This is a genomic window from Pseudoalteromonas sp. NBT06-2 (assembly GCF_002276045.1).
In the GTDB taxonomy this organism is placed as follows: Bacteria; Pseudomonadota; Gammaproteobacteria; order Enterobacterales; family Alteromonadaceae; genus Pseudoalteromonas.
The window spans coordinates 43,367-67,006 of record NZ_NQMR01000034.1 but is presented as its reverse complement, the minus strand read 5'-3'; the positions used below and the strand labels follow the sequence as shown (position 1 = coordinate 67,006).

Genomic DNA, 23,640 nt, shown 5'->3' with positions numbered 1-23,640 from the left:
TTCGCTGGGCAAACAAAAAAGCCTAGGAATCATCATCCTAGGCGCATATCAAAAAACTATAGTTTTTCTTCAAAAAGTTTATGAATTCTACGATATTCATCTAACCAACTTGAAGGCTGACGGAATCCATGGGGCTCCACTGGATAAATTGCAGTTTCAAAGTCTTCTTTTTCAAGTTCAATAAAACGCTGCACTAAACGAACAACATCTTGGAAAAATACATTATCATCAACCATAGGTGCATTGATCAATAAGTTCTTCTCTAAACCTTCTGCAAAGTATATTGGTGAGCTACGCTCATAAGCAATAGGATCAACATCAGGGCGATTTAATATATTAGATGTATAACCATCATTATAATGCGCCCAATCACTTACAGGTCTAAGTGCTGCACCTGCTTGGAATAATTCAGGGCGCGTTAATAATGCCATAAATGTCATAAAACCACCGTAAGAGCCACCGTAAGTACCTACTCTTTCATCATTTACATTCGCATTTTTTGCCATCCATGTGATGCCATCTGCTAAATCTTCAATTTCTGGTGTTCCCATATTACGATAAATAGCTGTACGCCAATCACGACCATAACCTTTAGACGCACGGTAATCCATATCCATTACGACGTAACCTTGCTCTGCAAGTAACGAATGGAACATGAACTCACGAAAATAACCTGACCAACCAAAATGAGAGTTTTGTAAATAACCTGCACCGTGATTAAAGATCACCGCTTTACGATTTTTCCCTGTTTCACCTTCTTTATAATCTGCAGGGTAATATACTTTAGCGTATATTGGCTGCTCTGTATGAGATGATTCCACTGCAACAACTACCGGCGTGATAAGTGATGTATTTAAAAATTGCTCAGATACCGTATTAGTTAAACGAACCACTTCCGCACCTGCTATTGCATCAGTGATATATAACTCTTTAGGTAATGTTAACTTAGAGTGTGACAGTAAAAGTTTTGATTCATCAGGACTAAGTGAAAAATCAGTCATACCATTTAAATCAGTGATCGCTTCACGCACACGCGTTTGTAAATTGACGCGATATACTTCGTAAATGCCAGGATGCTTTTCATTGGCTTTATAATAAATATGGCTATCATCTGTTGTTAAATCTAAATGAGAAATAACAAACTCACCCTGTGTTAAAGCTGACATTTCACCATTAACAGGTTTTTTATAAAGTTGACTATAACCCGATTCTTCAGATAAAAAGTACAACGTTTCAGAATTATTTAACCAACCAAAATCATTGTATGCATAGTTAATCCAAGCATCATCGTGTAGTCTATGTTGTGGTACAAACTCTGATTTTTCAAAGTCAACTGAGGCAATCCATCTATCTTTATTATCCCAAGCTTCTAGCATAACCGCAACTTGTGTACCTTGTTGATTCCATTGAATTGCGCTTTGAGACCAAGTCCAATCACTCATTAAATTAATAGCACGCGGAGATTTTTCTGATTTATATGTTTTACCATCTCTGGTAAAGTTTTCTTTTTTGACGTCTGCTAATACATCTTCATCAAAACCAGGTAATTTATCAAATGTCAGTTTATTTTGAGTGCCAGTTTTTAAATCTAATGTATATATTATAGACGTTTTTGGTTTTGCATCAGCGACACGGCTGCGAGCTTTTTCTGCTTTTACACGTGCATCACTCGCAATGTAATTGGGCATAATATCGCCATCTTCACGCCAAGATATTTTTTTAGTAACAACAGCAATGATATGTGTGCCATTAGGTGATAATTGTGCATCAACTAAACGCATACCTTTACCTAAATAAAATGCTTCATCAACGCGACTTGGGTTATTTGCATTAATCTCTTTTGTTAAGTTTTCTTTATCTTTTTTATTTTTGTGCATTAGTGCAATGTAATCAATTAGTTTATGTTGTTCTTTTGCAATATAATCTTTTGGCTCAACAACTCCCTTGGGCTTATCCGCCATCTTTAAATTAGCAAGTTCAAAGGTAAAGCCTGTTATTAAGTCAACTTTATAAAACTTAGCCCCTTCACGGTAAACTAAACGACCATCATTTAAAAACTGAACCTGAGATTCATTCGCTGAAGAACGTGTAATCTGAGTTAAAGCACCCGTTTTTACATTTTTAACAAACACATCCCCTTTAAATACATAGGCTTGAAGTTCTCTATCATTAGAATAAGTTGCATATTTTGAGCCTGTTTGATGAAGATCTTCAATCGCAACTTTTTCACCATTATTATTTGCAGTTAGATTTTGATTAAATAGACTTTTAAGTTCATTACCATCTTGCTTACGAGTATAAAATATAGAACTTGAGTCAGCAGCCCAATACGAAGAAAGTGGCTGACGACCTAACCAGTCTGGATGCGCCATCGCTTGCTTTAAAGTTATTTTCGTTCCACTACTTTTTGCAGGGGCTTCAATCACTTTAGTAACAGGTGCATCTGTTGTAGTGTTAGATTCATATGATATTGTTTGACAACCAGTTAATGCAAAAGTAGCAGAAACGGCAAGTGCAATTAGCGTTTTATTAACCATAACGGATTCAGTATTCTTATATTGGAATTATCTGCTAATAATTTAAACTGACTGTATAAAATAGCAATGGTTTTAATCGTAAAGATTTGTTACTTGAACGTAAGGTGTTTTAAGTAAAGTTTATCGGGAATTTTTAATTCCCATACTCCCTTTAAAGTAGGGTTCTTCACCTACACATTTTTGTGCTAAATAATGTTTAATGACTTTAAACAACTAAATTAACGAGTAATATTAATTTTAACAATTACGCTAAACATTATCATGCCCACAACACATAATCTAAAATGCAATAATAAGGATATGAACTAATTATCCATAATCACTTGACCTGAAATATTATCTACATTAACTGAGCCAGAACCATCACTTAATAGTTCAAAACTATCAACTTTGTTGACATTGATACTGCCGGAACCATCAGATACAGTTACTTTTCCCGAAACATTACGAACATGGATTGAACCTGAACCATCTTCAATGAAAACATCATTGTTAATATGCTTAATATCAATTGAGCCTGAGCCATCATTAATTTCAATTTTACCATCAACTTTGCTGATATTAATAGAACCTGATCCATCTTTTAATTTCAAACTTGCTACACCTGAGATATTAACAGACCCTGAGCCATCTTCTACATCTAGATGTAAACCTTTCGGTACTTCTATGGTTAAATCTATTATTGTATCTTTATTATGATTACAAGATACTGATACTAATTTGGCTTTCTTTCCAGATTTTTTCAAACTTAAACAGTAATCATTGTGAGCATTTCGCTGATATATTTCTGCAACAACTTCAATTGAATCAACATCAGAAGCAAACACTTTTAGCTTGCCTGAACCCGCTGCAATCACAAAATCACTAATTTTATCAGTTGATAATATAAGGTTTTCAGTTTTTTGTAATGTGAGTCCATCACCCTGGTTACTATGTGCTACTGCTCCTTGGCTTATCGTAAGTAGTAATGCACTTGCTAAAATTGATTGATAACATTTCATATCGCTTTTCCTTGTCTTTATTTTTTTGGTTAATTAATAAGACGCAATTTGATAATAAAAAGGTTTAAACGAATTTAAAAAATAAATTTTAATATTATTGTCTATTTCATCAACTCTATTTTTATCTCCATCGCTAAGTTTATTATAAAAGAGTTATATTAATCTATATCTTATGTTGGTTTTTATTTACTAATTCGATAATAAATACCCTTTATTTCTGATTGTTTTAATAATGTGCGGTTCTTTGGGATCATCACCTAATTTTTTGCGTAATCTAGATATTCTCAAATCAATAGAACGATCAAAACCGTCAAATTCAAGTCTGAAAATTTCAAGGTGAAGTTGCTCTCGAGAAATTATATTTCCAGCATTTAAAGCTAAAACCCACAGTAAATCAAATTCCGCGCTAGTAAGTGCAATTTCCTTTTCATGATATGAAACAATACGCTTTCGTGAGTCAATAATTAATTCACCAGAATTAACCGTTTTAATATCTTGCTGATTTAATTTAGCTAAGTTAGTTTGCCGCCTTAATTGTGCTCGAATGTGAGCCAATAATACACGAGGTTTAATTGGTTTACATAAATAATCATCCGCACCCACTTCTAAACCTGTGACCTCATCAATATCATCATTTAATGCAGTTAACATAATGATTGGTCCTGTAAAATCGCCCCTCACTAGCCTACAAATTGTTAAACCATCAACGCCCGGCAACATTAAATCTAATACAATTAAATCAGGTTTATACTTTAATATACTGAGTACCGCTTTTTCACCATGATGCTCGACTTCCACTTCATAGCCATTCATTACCAAGAACTGCTTTATTAATGAGGTTAATTCAACATCATCATCAATTAAGAGTATTTTTTCATTATCTGCCATAAAGTTTTTATCTTATTTTATATATATGCTAATTGATTAGTTTTATTTTAACTATTTTTTAAACATAAAAGATACATAATTTCATTATACTGGCGAGCAAATTGATATTTCAAACGCCTTTCTTTTTTTTCCTGAGTTGATTTAAATACATCTCCAGTTCCTTTCATAGGTCTAAGTCCACATTGAGATTTTATCGTTTCAAAGTTTCTATTCTCAAAGCCTGGAATTGTTAATTTACGACCAAGTGCTGTATACAATCTAAAATCTGATTGAGATTTTGCCATATCGATAGCTTTCATTACTTTATTTACTGGCTTTTTTAAATCCTGTTGCTTAGATTGTAATACATCACTATTACCACATGCTGCTAATGCACATATAGATGCGACTACGTATTTATTCATTTTTTAACTCGCTTTTTTCTTGCTATAAATAAAGCGATTAAACTTAAAAAATAGCTTAAGCTACCGCCTGAAGATTTTTTAGCTTCCTCAACAGATTCATCCATAACTGTTATTGTTACTGTATTAGTACTTGTTCCTTGATTACCATCATCAATGCTATAAGCGATTAACTCTACACCGGTAAAATCCACTGCCGGTGTATATATCAGTTTATTTCCTGATAACTCAACACTTCCAATACCTATATATTCAAAGCTTTTGATAATTAAAATATCGTTATCTATATCCGTATCATTAGTTAACACATCAATATAATTTCCAGTAGACCCTTTGTCTACACTTTCAAAATCAGCTTTAGCACTTGGTAAGTCATTTACTGAATTGACAATTACTTTAATGTTAAATAATTCACTTATAAAATCACCTTTTTTAGCTGATGCAATTATGTGTAATATGCCATTGAAATTTTCATTCGGTTTTACCTTTAAACCAGAAAAAGTATAGTTATCACCGCCAGCTAAACTCAATGAATCTACTTGTTGGTTTCCTTCAAAAATCAAATCTGATAATACAATGTCTAAACTTATATCTTCATCTATTTCTAAATCTTTTTGACCAGAAAATATTGGTTTACTACCTATTGCTGATCCACTGTTAATCTCAAAATCACTACTATTTATTGTAAAGAATATATTATTCTTACATTTGACTTTAATACGCGCTTTATTTGTATTTATATCTAAAATTTCAACTTCCTGAGAGCCATCATTTAAAGTATTCAACACAAGGGTATGATTAAAGTTAATACCAGAATCAGTTGACAATAAAATATCAACATAGCTACATGAAACTGGCGCTTGCTGCGTATTTGAAGTATCCCAAGTAACTAAATTCACAGTATCATTCCATCTTGTTGAGGCGGAAGGTTCATTTATATTAAACCCATTGTCACTTTGAATTACATTTAATTTCACCGATTGATCAGCGATATTTCCTTGGCCATCTCTCACTGCTAATCTAAAATTTAACGTTCTTGTAGTCGTCGGCAAGGTTTCACCAAACACGATGTTATTAGCAATAATACTTTCAATTTTAGGAAATGTTCTATCGCCGGTTTCTTTTGGGGAGAAACTTCTAAATAAAGGTCTTGTACCATCATCAATTTGATCATCTTGTTTACTACTACTTTGAACGCCTAAATCATACTGTTCCCAACTATAAGATAGCGAATCATTTTCGGCATCAGTTGCCTGTCCTGTTAACGTAAATGGCGTTTTGGCAGGGATGGTAAATTCAGCTAATGCATCAATAATTGGAGTGTGATTATTTTGTGTTTTGCTTGTTCCACACGTTGCGCCTTGTGATGAAAACTGTCTGATTTGATCAATTGAGCGAATATGAAAATATGGATCAGAATTATTTTGTAAGTTTTGATCATCACAAATTCCTGCATACCCCATAATAGTTGATGCACTTCCTGGTTCATAAGCACTTAAGGTTTCTCTATTACCGTCACATGCACCTAGAGATCCATTAAATGTATGATCTGCTCCAAATTGATGACCTATTTCATGAGCAACATAGTCAACATGAAAAGCATCCCCAGTAGGACTTGCACTTCCTGTCACACCTTCGGCTTTAAATTCAGAGCACACTACAGCAAAGCCTGCTAATCCACCACCTCCAGTACCTATAATATGACCGATATCATAATTATCAACTCCTATTGAAGTATTAATTATATCTGAAATAACATCTATATCTTCATCTGTATTTTTAAAAGGATCGGTGTCTTTATCGGTATATACTATAGTATCATTGTTATTTACTAATACTAATTTAATAGCCAATTCATTTTGATAAATTTCATTTACTCTATTTAGTAAAGTCACTAATGCAGCTAAGGTACTTTCTTTTGTGCCACCATGAAACTCACTGTATTCTCCCGTTGTTGCGATTGCTATACGGTAATCTTTAGTTTGCTCTATTTTATTTGTGCGTTTTAAACTATAAGCATGTTTTAAATTTTCTAATCTAAATTTATCCTTTATTGGTTCAAATCTTTTACCTATTGATTTATCTGACACTGTTTGAGCATCTGCTCTAAAATAACTATGATAAGTCTTATTGTTATTACGACTAATAGGCTCTATAAATACTTTATCCCCTTTGTAAATAAATACCCCATGAAAGCCATTAGTTGAAATATCAAATCGACCTTTATGTTTTGAATTACCTACTTCAAACCCACTAAAAGTTCTTATGCTCGGATATTTTAGAGATAACCCTGGTGCCATTATGCTAGATGGTTGAAAATTAAATATTGCAAAATCACCATTTGGCAGTGGTAACTCTACAATTATCTCTTTATCTGAAAAAAGATGATTTGAAAATGAACTTAAATCTAAGTTATATATAGCTGATTTTGATGCTTTACTGTTTAGATTAGAATGTTCTTCTGGTGGGTTGTCAAAAATTTTAATCCAATGTCTATTTTTAAAGGTTTTTTTATTTATAGCTTCTAAATTCACAGAAATAAAAGCACTAAGGAGAACAAATAAAAGATAGATATTCCTCATATAACACTCCGTACGCATCACTTATAATATATAGGTGAATTTACCACTAGACTTTTTTTTTAGGGTAGCAGTTTGTTTTACTTTTGTATCAACGCTGATACAAACTAGGTTTCGATTTAAAGTGTAGGAGAGTTATTTTAATTTGTAGCATTTTGTTTATCTAATACTATTTTTTTTAAGTAGAAGAAAATTTTATAAAATATAGATATATATCTGAGTTTTTTAAATTACTATTTACATATTTATCAAAATACTTAATAACTTAAATTTAATAAGCCCTATTTTTAAGCCTTTTAAATCTCCATAATTTTGTATTTTATTAATTGAGCTATTATCTGCATGCAAATTTACTGAAACAATCATAATGCTAAAATAGATAAGCAAGTGTTTCATTAACATTACTTTCTGATACAGAATCTATCGGTTGCAATTATAAACCTAGCCAAAGTCTTATAACATTCATAAAAATTTTGATTATACCCAAACCACTTCAAGATGCAGGATTCTGTTGGAATTAGAAGCGCTTTAGGCAAGGCATTGGTTACAGACCATAGTTATTCCCTCCTCAAAACCAATAACGCAGCATAAAGCGCTTTGAAACCCGCCTAAAAGGAGTTTTTGATAATTTACATTCGTTATTACCTCTGTTCTAAAGTGAATACCATGAATTCACTGGCATGCCTAGAATTGTAAAACCTTATAAGCTCTGAGTGGTCACTTAATTATCGGAATTAGTATTACACAAAAGTATGGATATTAATCGCGCGCTCTAAAAAGAGTGATATGCGTCTATTTTACTCTTTAATATAACATTTGTATCAATAAGAGTTTTCTATTCAGGTGTTATTTGGTATTCATGTATAAAAGTGCATCTTTTCGGGTTTGAAAGATATGTTTAGCATCAATTTTATCTAATAACTTTATTTTGTCGAAGTCCTCACGCACACGATCACATAAACACACTAATAAAATATCTTTACCTTGATTTTGGTAACTTAGAATAATTTCTTCAATAGCTATGGTGCTTGTGATGCCGACAAATCTCGCATGCGTAAAATCAACCAATAAAGTTTTATTTTGATCTATTTGCGAAACACTTTGCTTTAAACCCCTGGCTACACCAAAACCGATAGGACCAGAAATATTTAACAATAGTACTTTATTTGATAACACTTCAAATAACGCTTTTTCATCTGAAGGTAATTGAGCAATTTCTTTCTCTGTAAATATGCTCAAATTATCTAGCTGAATTTCAGATAACCGCCTTATGGTTACTAAATTTGCGACAAATACACCAATTAATACCGCAGTAACAAGGTCAACAGCTACCGACATAATCATGGTTGAAATCATTAACCCTACGCTAAATAGTGGGATTTGATGTAAACGCTTTAGAAAGTTCCAATCAATAATATTAATACCGACATTAAATAAAATGGCTGATAACACGGCAACAGGTATGAAAGCGGTATATTCACCAGCCCAAAGTACAATGGCTAGGATAAATAAAGCATGTAACATACCTGATAATGGTGTTATGCCACCAGCTCTGATATTTGTTACCGTACGCATTGTTGCACCACCGCCTGGCAATGCACCAAAAAAGCCTGCAATCATATTACCGATACCTTGACCTATAAGCTCTTTATCAGAGTCGTGTAAATTCTTATTGATACTATCAACGGTTAAAGATGTCATTAAAGAATCAAGTGTACTTAAAGTCGCGATTAATAATGCTGATTTAATCATTTCACCTGTTAATGAACTTACCCAAACAGGTGAAGAAAAAGAAGGTAATTCACTTGAAATTGCACCAACGACGGGTAGCTGACTGTCAGATAGTATATAAAATGTAGTCGCGCCTAATAAAGCGATTATGCTACCTGGTACTATTTGATTAAACCTTTGAGGCCATAACATCAGCAATAACAAACACGCAACTCCTAACAAAACATTTGTATCTGTAAAAATATTTATTGAGATAGATAGCTCTGATAATGGCAAACCAAATAAAGGCTCTATTTGGGATATAATTATTAATATGCCAATGCCTGAAGTAAAACCTGAAATCACAGGGTAAGACACCAAAATAAAATACTTACCTAACTTCAGTAATCCAAATAACATCTGGAAAAGTCCAGCTAATGTCACCACGGTAAATGCTGCACCTAAACCATTATCAGGGGAAAGAGATACAAAGTTAGTTAAAATTGCAGCCATAGCCACTGTTAGACCAGTATTTGGTCCTGTAATTTGCTGATTGGTACCACCAAATAAAGAGGCAAAAAAACCAGTCAATATTGCACAATAAATACCGGCACTCGCCCCTGCACCTGAAGTAACACCAAATGCAAGCGCAAAAGGAAGCGCCACAATTGTAGATGTTAAAGCACCAAATATATCCCCTTTGATGGTCTTTAGACTAAAGTGTGAAATTGCTAGCATAGTAACCTAATAAAACTCAAGTTGACACAAGTGACAAGTTTAACTTAAAAGTGATAATTTAAAAAACTATTTTGATTTTTTATAGTAAAAAAATTATTTATGCGCTGACACAATTACGTCAAGTACTCATTAAAAAATACAATAAAATGAGAAAGGGGCAAGATTACTAATTCATACTTTTTCTGAATTATGATATCGACTAAAAGGATGTATTATTTTGAATGGTTTTAAATGCACACCAAAAGTTAAAGACAATAAATTTAGTTCGTACTGGTGACCATGCCATATTTTTATACCTAGAATTAAAGTTGATATTCTAGTAATATTTAACTGTTTTGAATAATCATACCAACCATAATAATCTTTCCCTATTGCCGTAGGGGGTAGAAAAAAATCAATCTTAGCCTTATTTAGCATAGTTTGAACATAAGTATTACTATTTGGGCCAGGCCAATAATAATAGCAATTTCTGTTTTTATAATTTACTTTTGATTGTCTAATAACTGCTTTTAACGCTAACGCGTTCTTACCTTCAAAAACAGATTCAACACTACTCATACCAGTACCAACTGCACTATCAAAAGGCAATAAGTCTTGATGTAAATGGCCCCAACTTGTATTACAGCAGTCGGGTTTTTGCCATACTTCCCAGCGCTCTTTGTGATCATTATTATTAATGATCACAAACCAAAAATGCTCTGCAATCAAACCCAAATACGGAATTTTGGCTGATCTCAATTCTACTTTTATTTGATTCTTTTTCACCATTAGGATTGTTTCCATTCATGGATATTAAATATTTTAGTTGTGAAATTTTAAAAAATCTCTATCTTTTTATTATGAATAAAAATACATCTCTACAAAAAAGCATATTAATTGCAAGCGCCTTTGTTATATTGCTATGGATAATTAAATGCTGGCAAACATACTATACTATTGATTTATATCAACTTGGTGTGAAACCACACACATTAGCGGGATTGGTTGGTATTTTAACTGCTCCTTTAATTCATGGTTCTTGGCAACATGTACTAGGTAACTCATTACCTTTAATCTTACTCGGTAGCTTGTTAATTTATGGCTATCCAAAATCAAGATGGTGGACAATTGTAATAATTTGGATTTTCTCTGGCATCGGCGTATGGCTATTTGCAAGAGATAGTTTTCATTTTGGTGCAAGTGGATTAACTCATGGTTTATTTTTTTATCTTTTTACTGCTGGAATATTACGTCGAGATAAACGATCTAGTGTTTTATTAATGATTGCATTTTATATGTATGGCTCCATGGTTTTAACAATTTTACCAACAGAGCAAGGTATTTCTTTTGAGTATCATCTATTTGGTGCAATTGCAGGATTAATATCTGCCATATTTTTTAGGCACTGGGATCCTAAATTAAAAGAAAAAAACTATTCTTGGCAAAAACAAGAAGGCATTGATGAAACAGATGATTTGATCAATGATGAATGGCAAAATAAAGACTCAGAAGATTAATCCTTTATTTGATATCAATTAGATTAAATATGCTAGCGTTCTAAATTACCAAAAAACAACTTATGCGTATATTTAAATCACAATAACCAACCGAATAAAGCTATTTTAAAGCTTCTAGTAAGTCTGTAATATGTTCTATCACAATTATCTTAGCATTACCTTCTTCCATTGATTTATGGTAATTCGCTTTAGGAATATATATTTGCTCAAAGCCATGTTTTATTGCTTCATTTACACGAGGCACACCACCGCTAATTGGTCTCACTTCTCCACTGAGTGATATTTCTCCCATAAAACAATATTTACGCGACATTTCTATATCATTAAGTGAACTTACTAAAGCCGCAGCTAAAGCTAAATCGGCACTGGTATCTGTATCAGGCAATTTTAAACCCCCAACTAAATTGACATAAACATCATGAAATAACTGTATTCTGCCATGTTTACGTAATACAGCTGTTATCATTTTTAAACGATTAAAGTTAAGCCCAATACTGACTCTTTGAGGATGCTCACCTTCACATTGTGATACTAAACTTTGCACTTCTAATAATAAATTTCGACTGCCATCTCGAATACAAGTAATAGCTGAGCCAACCGCTCTTTCATCTGCACCAGATAAAAATAATTTACTTGGATTATCAACCGAAATCATGCCACGAGAGTTCATTTGAAAAATCCCTACCTGATCAACATCACCAAATCGGTTTTTACTTGCCCTCATAGTACGAATAATACTGTCATTCACTTCAATGTGAAGCAAAGTATCAACTATATGCTCCAATGTTTTAGGACCTGCTAAGTCACTACCTTTGGTAACATGGCCAACTAAAATTAAAGTAATACCATGGGTTTTAGCAAATCTACTTAACTCTTGTGCACAACCTTTAACTTGGCCAATAGAACCCGCACTACCATTTGAGTGTTCACTTTCAAGTGCTTGAACCGAATCAATAATCAAAAATTTAACTTTTGATTCAAGTGCCTTTGCCATTATATTCGAAATAATATACTCAGACATGAGAAGTAATTGGTCCGGTACATAGTTTATTTTCAATCGCTCAGTCGCACGTGCCTTAAACTGCTCTAAACTTTCTTCTGCAGTACAATACATAGCCGTTGTTTTATGACTCATATTTGCAGCAAGTTGTGTCAGAATAGTCGTTTTACCCGCACCAGGATCACCCGATATAAGAATGATAGAACCAATTGTTAATCCATTTCCTAAAACACGATCTAATTCACCAATGCCTGTGGTTGTTTTATCAAGTGCAATGCTTGAAACGTCATCCATTTTTTTTACAACATTACCTAAAGTACCCGCATACCCACCTTGAACTGCTTGCGCTCTTTGTTGACTCGGTAATTTAGCCTCTTTAAATTCGGCTAACGTATTCCATGCCTTACAACTTGCACATTGTCCTTGCCATCTAGGATGATCATTACCACATTCAGAACATACAAATTTTATTTTTTCTTTTGTTACTTTAGCCACAGACTATTTCCATCTTTATCACTTTCGATTCTGATTTAATTCTACCAAGGTAACTGATTTAACCCTACTTTAAATTAACATTAACGGATATTTTTTATCTTTCGTATAAAGTATCCTATTAAAAATTATAAATTGGAAAAATAATGTCTTTATCAGGTGGATTTATTATAACAGGTGCAGCTAGTGGAATTGGTGCCGCCATTGCAAAATCAATTGCAAATATTAACGTAGAACTTGTTTTACACACTCACTCAAATACGATTGGCTTAGAGGAGGTCGCGCAGGAGTGCATAAATAAAGGTGCTATTGTCTTTACTTTTACAGCAGATTTAAGCGATTTATCACAAACAAATACATTTATAAATTCAGCAAAATCAGTTTTAAAAAAAATTAATGGTGTGGTTTCTAATGCGGGTTTTCCTGATTGGCGTAATTTTGAATATTTACCTGTCGAAGGTTTTATGAAATCAGTCAACTTAATGCAACAAAGTAATTTTATGATACTGTCATCGCTGGCTCAGTCTCTAATAGAAACTCGGGGAGGTTTTATTGGTATCAGTTCATTTTTAGCACATAAAATGATAGTTGGTGAGAATATTAATCCAGCATCTGCATCTGCTAAAGCGGGCCTAGAAGCTTTATTTAAATCTTTTGCTGCCCAATATGCAGCACAAGGCGTTAGATGTAACGTAATAGTACCCGGGTATATCAAAAAAGATTCCCCTGAGCACATACCTCTAGATGACCAAACTATGAGAAATATCACTAACCAAATTCCATTGGCTCGTTTAGGAACACCTGTTGAAGTCGCAAACTTGGCTGAATTTTTATTAAGTGATAAAAGTAAATATATTACAGGACAGTCGATACATATAGACGGAGGGTTATTGTTGTAAATTCAATTAGCTATTTTATTTTTTTGTCTATACTTAAGTTATGAATGAAATTGAATATCCTATTTTAATCAAATCTCAAGCGCATCGTAATCAATTCGTTACGATGCTCTTAGGCGTTTTTATGACGCTTAGTTGTATTATCTCATCATTCTACTTATGGCAGCAATATCAAATTTATATCATTATTTTCAGCTTAATTTCCGTACTAATTATTAGCCTTAGTATTTTAAAATATTTTGAACCACAGTATTGTCTTGGATTAACAGATGAGAAGCTATTTTATTATCATAGGAAAGGAAAATGGAGTATAAGTTGGACAAATATCCAGCTCATACATCACCCTAAAGGGAATGATGACTTAGCTGAAAGAAATATTAATTTTATCGGTATAAAATTACGTAGTTATGACTGCGACACAAATATCATAACACCACGTTTAGCAAATCATTTACTACACGAACAAAATCATTTATTAATTTTAGCTTTTCAAAACAATGAAATTGAGGTTGAGCAAACTCAAATTAATTTTTCTCCTTTTAAAACATTACAAGGTCAAGAAATAACAGGTCCAATAGCAGCTTGGTTACATCAGATGCAAATACTACGAAAAATTTACGGGTACGATTTATATATACCCATAAACTGTTTTAGCTCACCTACAGAACAAATAATATCTTTATTCAAGAAAAATCAGCAACGCGCAATTTCAAGCATTGATAATATAAAACTTTATCAAAACAATATTAATGAATAGTCTTTTTGCATATTTTTAAATGTTTACTACTACTCATAATATTTTCAAAGTCCTTATGTGTTAATCGTAGTAATGTTTCATGATCTCCCGCCTCGATATAAACATTATCTAACAAATCTAAAGAATCATCACATACCATAGACATATTAAAAGCATCACCCACAGGAGGAACAGCGCCTTGAGCGCAATCCATAAATAAATCAAAGACATCATTTTCTTTTAATAATTCAAATCTAGCGTTTAGCTTTTCATTAATAGATAACATACTTATTTTTTGATCCGCAGGTAACACTACCATAAGCCGGTGTCCATCATGATCGACTAATAAAACTGCTTTAGCGATATTTTTCGGTGGTATGCTTGTTGCTACTGCGCTACCAATAGAGCTATTACTATAAAAATGAGAAACAGTTTGAAATGAAATATCTTGCTTGCTGAGGTACTCTTGTAATTTACGTGAAATAGCCATGTTCAACTCCTATAATATTCATTATTTAAAGTATAGCTAAGCAAAAAATTAACCCAAACTCGCGAACCATGTATTTATCCCTATTTTCGAATTTAAAATGCGTAATCCTGTTTAGCTTATTTTTTTCGCTATAAAGAAGGTAAATAGCTAAAACTCACAGAGGAACACCATTGATATCGCTTTGTATGACCATTAACATATAACTATCTAAAATATAATTGAAAATGACAATGCGAAATAAAATTTTATTAGTGGCTTCTATTGTTTTAACGCTAACAACATCAAATGTAATTGCTAAAGGTAACATTAAGAATTCTTGGCTGGCTTTATCAAAAGCAGAACTAAAACACGTTCAATCTTATAATGAAGAATATAAATCATTTATAGACAGAGCTCGCACTGAACTGACTTTTGTAGCAGAAACTAAAAAGCTTGTTGAAAAGTCCGGATTTAAACAACTGACAGATGATAGTCAAATCATAACAGGCGCTAAACTTTATAGTATAAACCGTGATCGTGCTATGACATTGATGGTAATTGGAACTAAGCCTATAGCAGATGGGGTTCGTATCGCCGGTGCTCATATTGATTCACCACGTATAGAGTTAAAAGGCCGTCCACTTTATGAAAAAAATGGATTTGCGCTTTTTCAAACTTATACTCATGGTGGTATGAAAAATTATCAATGGGTAAATATCCCATTAGCACTTATTGGACGCGTTGATAAAAAAGACGGTTCCCATGTAAATATCAACATCGGTTTAAACAATAATGATCCTGTTTTAATCATTCCTGATTTAGCACCGCATGTTGATCGTGATTATCGCAAGCGCACAAATAGAGAAGTAATTAAAAAAGAAGAGTTAGATATTATTATCGCATCTAAGCCGGGTAATGACTCTACAGTACAGCAAGAAGTAACAAACTTCTTAAAAAATAATTATGGTATCAGTATTACTGATTTAGTTTCTGCAGAGCTTGCTTTAGTACCAGCAGTAAAACCAAGAGATGTAGGTTTAGATCGCTCTATGGTAGCAGCTTATGGTCAAGATGATAAAATTTCTGCTTTTGCTGCAGTAAAATCGATCTTAGAAATTGACGAGACTGAATTCACTGCTATAACATTTTTAGTTGATAATGAAGAAGTGGGTAACTTAAATAATACAGGTGCTGACTCTAGTTACTTAGTTGATACAATTAGCCAATTGCTTTATCAACAATCTCCTCAAACATATAATGATTACCTTTTACGTAAAACATTACGTAAAACTAAAGTTATTTCTGTTGATGTGAACCCTGGCGTTAATCCTAACTGGCCTGGTGTTTGGGAATTAGGTAATGCACCTAAATTAGGCGAAGGCATCAATATAAAGCTTTATGGTGGTGGATTTAATGCAAACTCTGAGTACATAGCTTGGACACGTAACTATCTTGATAATGCAGGTATTTTATGGCAAACAAGTACTTATAAAGGAAAGGCATCCGGTGGTACAATCGGTAGTGCTTTATCTGAAAACAATATGGATGTAATCGACTTTGGTGTGCCAGTTCTAGGTATGCATTCACCTTATGCCGTTGCTTCAAAAGTAGATATCTACTCAATGTACACTGCCATGAAAGCTTTTTATCTTAACAAATAACATTTTCCTGCTAGAATTAAACCCTAGCGTTGAAATTAAAACCGACCTTTACAAGTCGGTTTTAATGCTTAATAAAAAGTTATCTAACTTAAATGATAAATATTATTTTTCCAACCAAATTAGCTATTAAGTTTTTTACTTTCATGCATTTTAAATTCAACTTCTTCAATCAGTTTTTCTGCATCTACCTCAGAAATCATGCCTTCATGAGATAATTCTTGTAGTTTTTTACGTTCAGTATTGAGTAAAATCCGTAATGCTAAATAAGATTCAACCCGTTTCACTAAATGGGGAGATGTTTCTCTAAAGTTTTTTAAAGTTTCAATAGAGAAATCATTTACAGCTTTCATTTGCATCATGGCTTGCTCTAATTGTGCAGGTTCCAGAGATAGACTAGGTGCTATATTTAAAATATAACTACTCGCTTCAAATAACCCTCTGGCACTTTCAAAAATAATGACGTGTTGTTTATAACTTGCTGATTTTGCATATGTACTCATTATGGGTAATGATTGACTTCTAATTATCCATTTAGGCATTTGCCACTTACGTTCAATATAAGGCCGAGGCCATATTTTAGGTTTACCATCAAGGGACTCCTCTATTGCTTGAACTAAAATCTGAGTAGCATCTGTACTTAATAAGCCTTTAGCAAATTGATTCCAATAAAATTGCCGCTCTGATTCAAGTAATTTTCGAAGATACTCCACTTGAGTATCTATTTCTTGTTCATCGACATATGGTGTATTAATAGAAAGCAGTTTTGAATCAACTAAAGGCCAATTCACAGCTTTTAAGTTTGTGTCGCCTTGTAATTTCTCTCTTACTTTTATGATCTCATCTGAAACTTTAACTTGTACTTTTGCTAATGTTTTTTGTTTTGCAACAGGTAACTTATCTAATCCTAATTTAGCCATAACAAAACGCATAGATGAGCCATTAACAATAATAGTTAAAACCACAATACCAGCTGTTAAAAATAATATTTGATCTCTGAGTTGTATATCTAAAGACTCATTAGTTGCCACAATTAATGCAAGGGCAAGCGAAACAGCACCTCTTAAGCCCCCCCAAATAAGCACGATTGATTTTTCTTTAGTTAGGCCAATACCGATGCGCGCGAGAATTGGCATTAAGCCAACGATAACAACCGTTCTAATAATTAAGATCCCCATAAATATAATTGCTAAATATTCCCAATTAGCTAAATCAGCCACTCCTAATCTTGTTGATATAACTAAACCAACTAAGATGAAAATTAATGTATTGAATAAAAACGATAAGGTATGCCAAAAATGATGCATATGTTCCATCACTTCAGGTGAAAAACGCGTACGTCCAGGTCCCGCATAAATTAATGCTAAAGTGACAACACTTACAACACCTGACGCATGAAATACATGTTCTGATAAATAAAAAACAACATAAGGTAGCACTAAAGTTAATGCAATTTCTATTAAGCTATCATTAAATAAAGAGCCTATAAAAGCCAAACTAATACCAGCAACAACAGCACCAATCACCACTCCAATTATTACCACTCTAAAAAATTCAACAATGACGGCAAGCGTATTAAATTCCGGCTTTATTTGCGTTGCAAGTGTGAGAAATAACGTAAATAAAACAATTGCAGTACCATCATTAAGCAAAGACTCTCCTTCTAATAATGTTTGTAACCTTGCCCTTGAGCACATCTCCTTTAAGAGCGCGACAACAGCAACTGGATCGGTAGCACTAACAATGGCACCAAACATTAAGGCTGTTGGAATAGTCCACTCCCAAGGCAATACCCACATACTTAATATTGCAGTGAATAAAGTACAAATAATTAAGCCTGGAATAGCCAATAATGCAATTTGCGATAACATACGTTTAAATAAATGTACTTCAAGAGAAAAAGCAGACTCAAAAACCAAAGCAGGCAAGAAAATAAACATGATCAGGTTGGCATCTAATTGACTAGCAAGTGAAAAAGAAGCTTTTATTTCATTAAATATAGGCGTCTGCATTTCAAAATCAAGCATAGTGCCAATGAGCATGCCTAATAATAACAAAGCAACCGAATAAGGTATGGCTGTATTTTGCAACAGTCGCCTTAATAAAATGCCTAATAATATCGAAATCACAAAAAACATTAATAAAAGTAAGGTTGTATGCATAAATTCACCCAAACACGCTTGCTAAGTCTCTTAAAAGTAGTCGTTAATCACGATTTAATCGACTTATTTTTAATCATAAAAACATTTTATTTTGCTAACTTTTCCATTAGTACATTAACTGCATCTAAATGTTCTGGGTTGTTATGACACATACCTTGAAATACTGCACATATACCCAAACCACTTCAAGATGCAGGATTCAGTTGGAATTAGAAATACTTTAGGCAAGGCATTGATTGAAGAACATGGTTATTCCCTTTTCAAAATCAATAACGCTGCATAAAGTATTTATAAACCAACCTTACAGGGACTTCTGAGCAAATCATGCTCGTTGTTGCCTGCATGGATGTAGGTACTAGAGCAATGCAGGAGCATATTGCCGGTCCATCTTTTTTTAAGGGAGTAACCATTAATGCAAAGATGCGCCTAGATCATGAATTGCTCAGCAGTCCTGAACCTCACATCTTGAAGTGGCTTGGGTATATATCTAAGAAATCACCTAACTCAGTTCGTTGAGCCATTTTCATCAGCCTTTTAGTTAATCTTAAAGAAGCTGTCGGTTTATTTGCGATATCAGAGGCCAATTCCATCGCTTTAATCATTAAATTTTGCCGTTCAGTAACATCTAAGACAATGCCTATTTCCTTTGCTTCACGTGCATTTATCACTCTACCAGTGAATGTTAGTTCTGCCGCTTTTTGATATCCAATAATCCGTTGCATAAACCAAGCTCCACCATCACCAGGTATCAAACCTAAATTGGCAAAAGTTTCACCAAATTTGGCTTTTGTTGATGCGATTCTGATGTCACACATATTTGCTAAATCGAAACCAGCACCAATAGCTGGACCGTTAATAGCGGCTATCACAGGTGCTTCGAGTTTATTCATTGCTATTGGCATTTGTTGAATACCCTCTCTATATTTTTTTTCTAGCTCTTGAACATTTCCTAAGAAATCACCTGAACGCTGCGCCATATTTTTAATATTGCCTCCCGATGAGGATGCTGCACCTTCGCCCGTTATAATTAAAACGGCAACATTTTGATTTTTATTGATCCATGTAACTGTTTTTACAATATCATTTACAATTTCGGTGCCAGTTAATGCATTTCTAACATCATCTCGATTAAAGCTTAATAAAGCGATTTTATCTTGAAAAACTATTTTACAATCAGTTAGTTTTGGTAAGTTATTCACAACCTATTTACATTTAGATACATATAATAAAATCCTATCATAGTTAACCTGACTTGAATTTAACTATTTCACATCCATTTATATATAAAGCTCTTAAATTGAACTAATAATGACAGACAAAATAAATGAAAAAGCTTTTACAAGCTTATTGCCTATATTTGCATTTATAAAACCTTATAAAATGATAGTTGCTAGCGCACTCATCGCCTTATTATTGACCGCTGCGGTTAACTTATCTTTGGGGCAAGGCGTCAAATTTGTGATAGATAACGGTTTTATTGCCGGTTCACAAGAACAACTTAGTTCTGCAATTTTAATTTTGATTATTATGATTAGTTTATTAGCTATTGGCACCTTCTGTCGATTCTTCTTAATGTCACTACTCGGTGAGCGTGTCAGTGGTGATATCAGAAAAGCAGTATTTAATAAAATTATCACTTTGCACCCTAGCTACTTTGAAGAAAATAGAAGTGGTGAAATTATGTCACGACTTACCACAGATACCGCCTTACTTCAATCTATAGTAGGTTCATCATTCTCAATGGCGCTACGTAGTTTCCTGATGCTCATTGGTGGCATTATTATGCTATTAATAACAAACCTAAAATTAACCTCAATAGTATTAGTTTGTGTTCCTCTTATATTAGTTCCTATGATAGTTTTCGGTCGTAAAGTAAGAAAACTAGCAGCTAGTAGCCAAGATGCTATTGCAGATATAGGTACTTATGTGGGTGAAATAATTCAAAATATCAAAGTTGTTCAAAGTTACAATCATGAAGAAAAAGAAAAAAATGCATTTAGCGATGAAGTAGAAAAAGCTTTTGAAGTTGCAAAGAAACGTGTAAAGCAACGCTCATTTTTAATCGCTGTCGTTATATTTCTCACATTTTCAGCTATTAGTTTCATGTTATGGATTGGTGGTATGGATGTTTTATCAGGAAAAATGTCTGGCGGTGAACTCGGTGCATTTGTATTTTACGCCATTATGGTAGCCATGTCGGTAGCAACAATTGCAGAAGTATATGGTGAATTACAGCGAGCTGCAGGCTCCGCTACCCGCTTATTAGAATTATTAAAAGTAAAGAGCGATATTACAACTTCTGGTAATCCAAAACCGATAAACCAAACAAGTCAAATAGATATTGAGTTTGAGAATGTTAATTTTAGTTATCCATCACGCCCCAACTCTCCTGCCCTAAAAAATATTAACCTGAAGATAGCCAATGGCCAAACCATAGCGCTTGTCGGCCCTTCTGGAGCCGGTAAAACAACCATGTTTGAGCTATTGCAAAGATTCTATGATCCGCAATCAGGACAAGTAAAACTTAAAAATACTAATATTTGTCAAGTTGCCTTAACTGAATTGCGCCATTCTATGGGTATGGTGCCACAACACCCAATATTATTTAGTTCTGACGTTTGGCATAATATTCGCTATGGCAGACCGAATGCTACAGAGCAAGAGGTTATTCATGCAGCCAAACAAGCACATGCCCATGAGTTTATCGAAAATTTACCTGATGGATATAGTAGTTTTTTGGGTGAACAAGGTGTTCGATTATCAGGTGGTCAAAAACAAAGAATCGCCCTTGCTAGAGCCATATTAAAAGATCCTGATATCTTATTACTAGATGAAGCCACCAGCGCATTAGATGCACAAAGCGAACACCATGTTCAAGCTGCACTTGATCAACTAATGAAAAATCATACAACAGTGATCATTGCTCATAGATTAGCAACCGTGTTACATGCCGATTTAATTGTTGTGATGGATCAAGGTGAAATTGTAGATATAGGCAATCATAGTGATTTGTTAAAGTCCTCCACTCTTTATAACCGCTTATGTGAATTACAATTTGATAAATCTGCGAGCTAAATATTGACAATAACTAGATGGAACATGCTTTAAATTTTTTGTAATTATTCGAAAAACGTTCTGTTTTGCCAACTATAAACTTTGTAATTGATAGCGCTACGCTTTATCGAAAAAGACAAAGCGTACAGCCTTAGTACTTTAAGTGACATATATATTGTTAAAAACTAGATACTACATCCCTCATCATTACATCTTGAAGCTGATAAAACCTCCTCCTTGTCGTTCGTCGCGATCTCTTCCTTCGCTAAAAGCGATCCTATCATATTTCCCACCACCAAATCATCCAAATGACCAAAATGGTTGAGTCGTAGTTGACCCTGCTCATCAATAATGATTAAAGAAGGTGTTCCCCGAAGTTTATAGCGCTGCATAGTTTGAGGAATTAAACCATCTTTTGATTCTTGATCAATAGCAACAGGGAAACCCAATTTATACTCATGATTAAATACTTCGAGTGCGTATTTTTTCATCGCTTCATGATGTTCAAAAACTGAGTGAAGACCTATTATTTTAACTGGACTATCTGCATAATATTCATGCACTTTTTTGGCCTGTGGTATGCTGTGAGATACACATCCTGGGCATAACATTTGAAATGCGTATATCACTATTAACTGGCCTTTCAACTTCTCAAGTGATAAAGAATCTGTTGTGTTTATCCAATCGCTGACTATTAATTCAGGTGCTAAAGAAAAATCTAAAGATGACATAATAATAACCTTTTTAAATATTGTAAAACAATAGATCAGGAATAACGGTTCAAAATGCTAATTTACTTAATGTAAATAGCTTTTATTCGCCGTTTTAATCTTGCCTAAATAGTATTTTTTACTTTCATACTCAGTCTATTATATGTTGGTTTTCCCTGGTAGACTTAAATCACCTGAAGCTACATCCATAACATCAACAACACACAATAGTGGCGCGTGTACACTTTGATTAACCCTCAAACCAGCAGTTACACCATCGAAACTTGCACCCGCTACAACACCAATATCTTCAAAAGGAATACGCACCTCAACAGTCTCAGCGTTCATGGTTGGATTCCAGCCAGGGCTATCTAGCAATATGGGGAAACCAGGCCAGGTTTTTGGCAAACGTGGGGATTTTCCTTCTGGAATGTCTACCACTCCTAGAGCTCCTTTACCACATAACTCATTCGGTTGCAGTACGACCCAATGGCTATGCCATATATTGCCATCATTAGCTGTATTTCCGTCGCCGTTTTCATCAAACAACGGGGTGTCATCAAAATCTGGGTGTGTAGTAACAGCCAAAGCTAGAATTCCGGCATTCTTTTCAAATCCGACATCATAGCTATTGATCGATGTAGGCCATACATAGGAGAACACATCACTGCCAGCCAATTTCCCTGTCACTGCCGGCTTATTGATACCTGCTTGCCCAGATACCGCCATGTGAAATGTCGCTACATTACCCGCTGTGGATATTTTAGTATGAACGATATCAAAAGGAGCCAATACAGTTTCGTTTTTAGCCGACATAATACCTCCTTTATGTTTGGCATTATCATGAGCGCATACTGAAAGAGATAGAGCAACTGCTATTACTGTTGCAACTGAAATTAACTTCTTCATCATATTTTCCTTTTAGTGCAACTTAATATCGAGTCGACACAAAGTCAACTTACAAGCATGTTCGCAAATTGTCAACAAAAAATTAATCAATCGATACTATAATTTTTGCTCTGTTTTTTATTTAGCTTGGTATTATTTAATTAAGGCTTTGAGAAAAACATCTAAACTTTTAAAATAAGTTAACCCATTAAATAGATCTGAGGT

General features: G+C 33.8%; 19 protein-coding genes. 6 read left to right on the top strand and 13 right to left on the bottom strand.

The window, feature by feature from the left end; genetic code table 11:
- Positions 1 to 56: 56 nt before the first annotated feature.
- The 7 genes from CJF42_RS09205 to CJF42_RS09175 form a co-directional block, all read right to left on the bottom strand.
- On the bottom strand, positions 57 to 2,537 hold the full coding sequence (locus CJF42_RS09205; RefSeq protein WP_095366399.1) for a S9 family peptidase: 2,481 nt from the start codon (positions 2,535 to 2,537) through the stop codon (positions 57 to 59).
- Between the two features lie 305 nt (positions 2,538 to 2,842).
- Entirely contained in the window at positions 2,843 to 3,538 is a 696-nt protein-coding gene (locus tag CJF42_RS09200) for a DUF4097 family beta strand repeat-containing protein (protein WP_095366398.1), read from the bottom strand.
- A 189-nt stretch (positions 3,539 to 3,727) separates the two neighbouring features.
- Entirely contained in the window at positions 3,728 to 4,426 is a 699-nt protein-coding gene (locus CJF42_RS09195; protein ID WP_095366397.1) for a response regulator, read from the bottom strand.
- Between the two features lie 47 nt (positions 4,427 to 4,473).
- Entirely contained in the window at positions 4,474 to 4,830 is a 357-nt protein-coding gene (locus tag CJF42_RS09190) for a hypothetical protein (protein ID WP_095366396.1), read from the bottom strand.
- On the bottom strand, positions 4,827 to 7,409 hold the full coding sequence (locus tag CJF42_RS09185; RefSeq protein WP_170940547.1) for a reprolysin-like metallopeptidase: 2,583 nt from the start codon (positions 7,407 to 7,409) through the stop codon (positions 4,827 to 4,829). Before CJF42_RS09185 ends, CJF42_RS09190 begins: the two co-directional genes overlap by 4 nt.
- Before the next feature lie 843 nt (positions 7,410 to 8,252).
- Positions 8,253 to 9,854: a SulP family inorganic anion transporter gene (locus CJF42_RS09180; protein WP_095366394.1), complete on the bottom strand. Its 1,602-nt coding sequence runs from the start codon at positions 9,852 to 9,854 to the stop codon at positions 8,253 to 8,255.
- Between the two features lie 171 nt (positions 9,855 to 10,025).
- Positions 10,026 to 10,622, bottom strand: a complete 597-nt coding sequence (locus CJF42_RS09175; protein ID WP_095366393.1) for a DUF3750 domain-containing protein — start codon at positions 10,620 to 10,622, stop codon at positions 10,026 to 10,028.
- A gap of 17 nt (positions 10,623 to 10,639) precedes the next feature.
- Here CJF42_RS09175 and CJF42_RS09170 point away from each other — a divergent pair, with 17 nt between their 5' ends.
- Positions 10,640 to 11,350: a rhomboid family intramembrane serine protease gene (locus CJF42_RS09170; protein ID WP_252097569.1), complete on the top strand. Its 711-nt coding sequence runs from the start codon at positions 10,640 to 10,642 to the stop codon at positions 11,348 to 11,350.
- 100 nt (positions 11,351 to 11,450) lie between these two features.
- Here the strand turns inward: CJF42_RS09170 and radA are convergent, their stop codons facing one another.
- The gene (radA, locus tag CJF42_RS09165) at positions 11,451 to 12,845 is read right to left on the bottom strand and encodes a DNA repair protein RadA (RefSeq protein ID WP_095366392.1); all 1,395 of its coding nucleotides are present in this window, start codon (positions 12,843 to 12,845) and stop codon (positions 11,451 to 11,453) included.
- A gap of 143 nt (positions 12,846 to 12,988) precedes the next feature.
- Here radA and CJF42_RS09160 point away from each other — a divergent pair, with 143 nt between their 5' ends.
- Both CJF42_RS09160 and CJF42_RS09155 read left to right on the top strand, forming a co-directional pair.
- Entirely contained in the window at positions 12,989 to 13,741 is a 753-nt protein-coding gene (locus CJF42_RS09160; protein WP_095366391.1) for an SDR family NAD(P)-dependent oxidoreductase, read from the top strand.
- Positions 13,742 to 13,781: 40 nt separating this feature from the next.
- Positions 13,782 to 14,495, top strand: a complete 714-nt coding sequence (locus tag CJF42_RS09155; protein WP_095366390.1) for a DUF2982 domain-containing protein — start codon at positions 13,782 to 13,784, stop codon at positions 14,493 to 14,495.
- On the opposite strand, the gene CJF42_RS09150 is transcribed toward CJF42_RS09155, so the two are convergent.
- Positions 14,485 to 14,964, bottom strand: coding sequence for an aminoacyl-tRNA deacylase (locus tag CJF42_RS09150; RefSeq protein ID WP_095366389.1), 480 nt, complete (start codon positions 14,962 to 14,964; stop codon positions 14,485 to 14,487). The two genes, CJF42_RS09155 and CJF42_RS09150, sit on opposite strands and share 11 nt — an antisense overlap.
- Before the next feature lie 230 nt (positions 14,965 to 15,194).
- Here CJF42_RS09150 and CJF42_RS09145 point away from each other — a divergent pair, with 230 nt between their 5' ends.
- A complete protein-coding gene (locus tag CJF42_RS09145; RefSeq protein WP_095366388.1) occupies positions 15,195 to 16,604 on the top strand; it encodes a zinc-binding metallopeptidase family protein in 1,410 nt (469 codons plus the stop codon).
- 119 nt (positions 16,605 to 16,723) lie between these two features.
- On the opposite strand, the gene CJF42_RS09140 is transcribed toward CJF42_RS09145, so the two are convergent.
- On the bottom strand, positions 16,724 to 18,763 hold the full coding sequence (locus tag CJF42_RS09140) for a cation:proton antiporter (protein WP_095366387.1): 2,040 nt from the start codon (positions 18,761 to 18,763) through the stop codon (positions 16,724 to 16,726).
- 324 nt (positions 18,764 to 19,087) lie between these two features.
- Between CJF42_RS09140 and CJF42_RS27380 the strand changes: the two genes are divergently transcribed.
- Positions 19,088 to 19,279, top strand: coding sequence for a hypothetical protein (locus tag CJF42_RS27380; protein ID WP_170940546.1), 192 nt, complete (start codon positions 19,088 to 19,090; stop codon positions 19,277 to 19,279).
- Here the strand turns inward: CJF42_RS27380 and CJF42_RS09130 are convergent.
- The gene (locus CJF42_RS09130; RefSeq protein WP_095366386.1) at positions 19,222 to 19,962 is read right to left on the bottom strand and encodes an enoyl-CoA hydratase-related protein; all 741 of its coding nucleotides are present in this window, start codon (positions 19,960 to 19,962) and stop codon (positions 19,222 to 19,224) included. The genes CJF42_RS27380 and CJF42_RS09130 overlap by 58 nt on opposite strands.
- A gap of 109 nt (positions 19,963 to 20,071) precedes the next feature.
- Here CJF42_RS09130 and CJF42_RS09125 point away from each other — a divergent pair, with 109 nt between their 5' ends.
- A complete protein-coding gene (locus CJF42_RS09125) occupies positions 20,072 to 21,838 on the top strand; it encodes an ABC transporter transmembrane domain-containing protein (RefSeq protein WP_095366385.1) in 1,767 nt (588 codons plus the stop codon).
- A gap of 164 nt (positions 21,839 to 22,002) precedes the next feature.
- On the opposite strand, the gene CJF42_RS09120 is transcribed toward CJF42_RS09125, so the two are convergent.
- Both CJF42_RS09120 and CJF42_RS09115 read right to left on the bottom strand, forming a co-directional pair.
- Positions 22,003 to 22,548, bottom strand: a complete 546-nt coding sequence (locus CJF42_RS09120; protein WP_095366384.1) for a redoxin domain-containing protein — start codon at positions 22,546 to 22,548, stop codon at positions 22,003 to 22,005.
- Positions 22,549 to 22,686: 138 nt separating this feature from the next.
- Positions 22,687 to 23,436, bottom strand: coding sequence for a hypothetical protein (locus CJF42_RS09115; RefSeq protein WP_095366383.1), 750 nt, complete (start codon positions 23,434 to 23,436; stop codon positions 22,687 to 22,689).
- Positions 23,437 to 23,640 lie beyond the last annotated feature (204 nt).

Bases quoted from the DNA above. Each gene is read 5' to 3' on its own strand.
- CJF42_RS09205 (WP_095366399.1), bottom strand. From the start codon at position 2,537: ATGGTTAATAAAACGCTAATTGCACTTGCCGTTTCTGCTACTTTTGCA.
- CJF42_RS09200 (WP_095366398.1), bottom strand. From the start codon at position 3,538: ATGAAATGTTATCAATCAATTTTAGCAAGTGCATTACTACTTACGATA.
- CJF42_RS09195 (WP_095366397.1), bottom strand. From the start codon at position 4,426: ATGGCAGATAATGAAAAAATACTCTTAATTGATGATGATGTTGAATTA.
- CJF42_RS09190 (WP_095366396.1), bottom strand. From the start codon at position 4,830: ATGAATAAATACGTAGTCGCATCTATATGTGCATTAGCAGCATGTGGT.
- CJF42_RS09185 (WP_170940547.1), bottom strand. From the start codon at position 7,409: ATGAGGAATATCTATCTTTTATTTGTTCTCCTTAGTGCTTTTATTTCT.
- CJF42_RS09180 (WP_095366394.1), bottom strand. From the start codon at position 9,854: ATGCTAGCAATTTCACACTTTAGTCTAAAGACCATCAAAGGGGATATA.
- CJF42_RS09175 (WP_095366393.1), bottom strand. From the start codon at position 10,622: ATGGTGAAAAAGAATCAAATAAAAGTAGAATTGAGATCAGCCAAAATT.
- CJF42_RS09170 (WP_252097569.1), top strand. From the start codon at position 10,640: ATGGATATTAAATATTTTAGTTGTGAAATTTTAAAAAATCTCTATCTT.
- CJF42_RS09160 (WP_095366391.1), top strand. From the start codon at position 12,989: ATGTCTTTATCAGGTGGATTTATTATAACAGGTGCAGCTAGTGGAATT.
- CJF42_RS09155 (WP_095366390.1), top strand. From the start codon at position 13,782: ATGAATGAAATTGAATATCCTATTTTAATCAAATCTCAAGCGCATCGT.
- CJF42_RS09150 (WP_095366389.1), bottom strand. From the start codon at position 14,964: ATGGCTATTTCACGTAAATTACAAGAGTACCTCAGCAAGCAAGATATT.
- CJF42_RS09145 (WP_095366388.1), top strand. From the start codon at position 15,195: ATGCGAAATAAAATTTTATTAGTGGCTTCTATTGTTTTAACGCTAACA.
- CJF42_RS09140 (WP_095366387.1), bottom strand. From the start codon at position 18,763: ATGCATACAACCTTACTTTTATTAATGTTTTTTGTGATTTCGATATTA.
- CJF42_RS27380 (WP_170940546.1), top strand. From the start codon at position 19,088: ATGCTCGTTGTTGCCTGCATGGATGTAGGTACTAGAGCAATGCAGGAG.
- CJF42_RS09125 (WP_095366385.1), top strand. From the start codon at position 20,072: ATGACAGACAAAATAAATGAAAAAGCTTTTACAAGCTTATTGCCTATA.
- CJF42_RS09120 (WP_095366384.1), bottom strand. From the start codon at position 22,548: ATGTCATCTTTAGATTTTTCTTTAGCACCTGAATTAATAGTCAGCGAT.
- CJF42_RS09115 (WP_095366383.1), bottom strand. From the start codon at position 23,436: ATGAAGAAGTTAATTTCAGTTGCAACAGTAATAGCAGTTGCTCTATCT.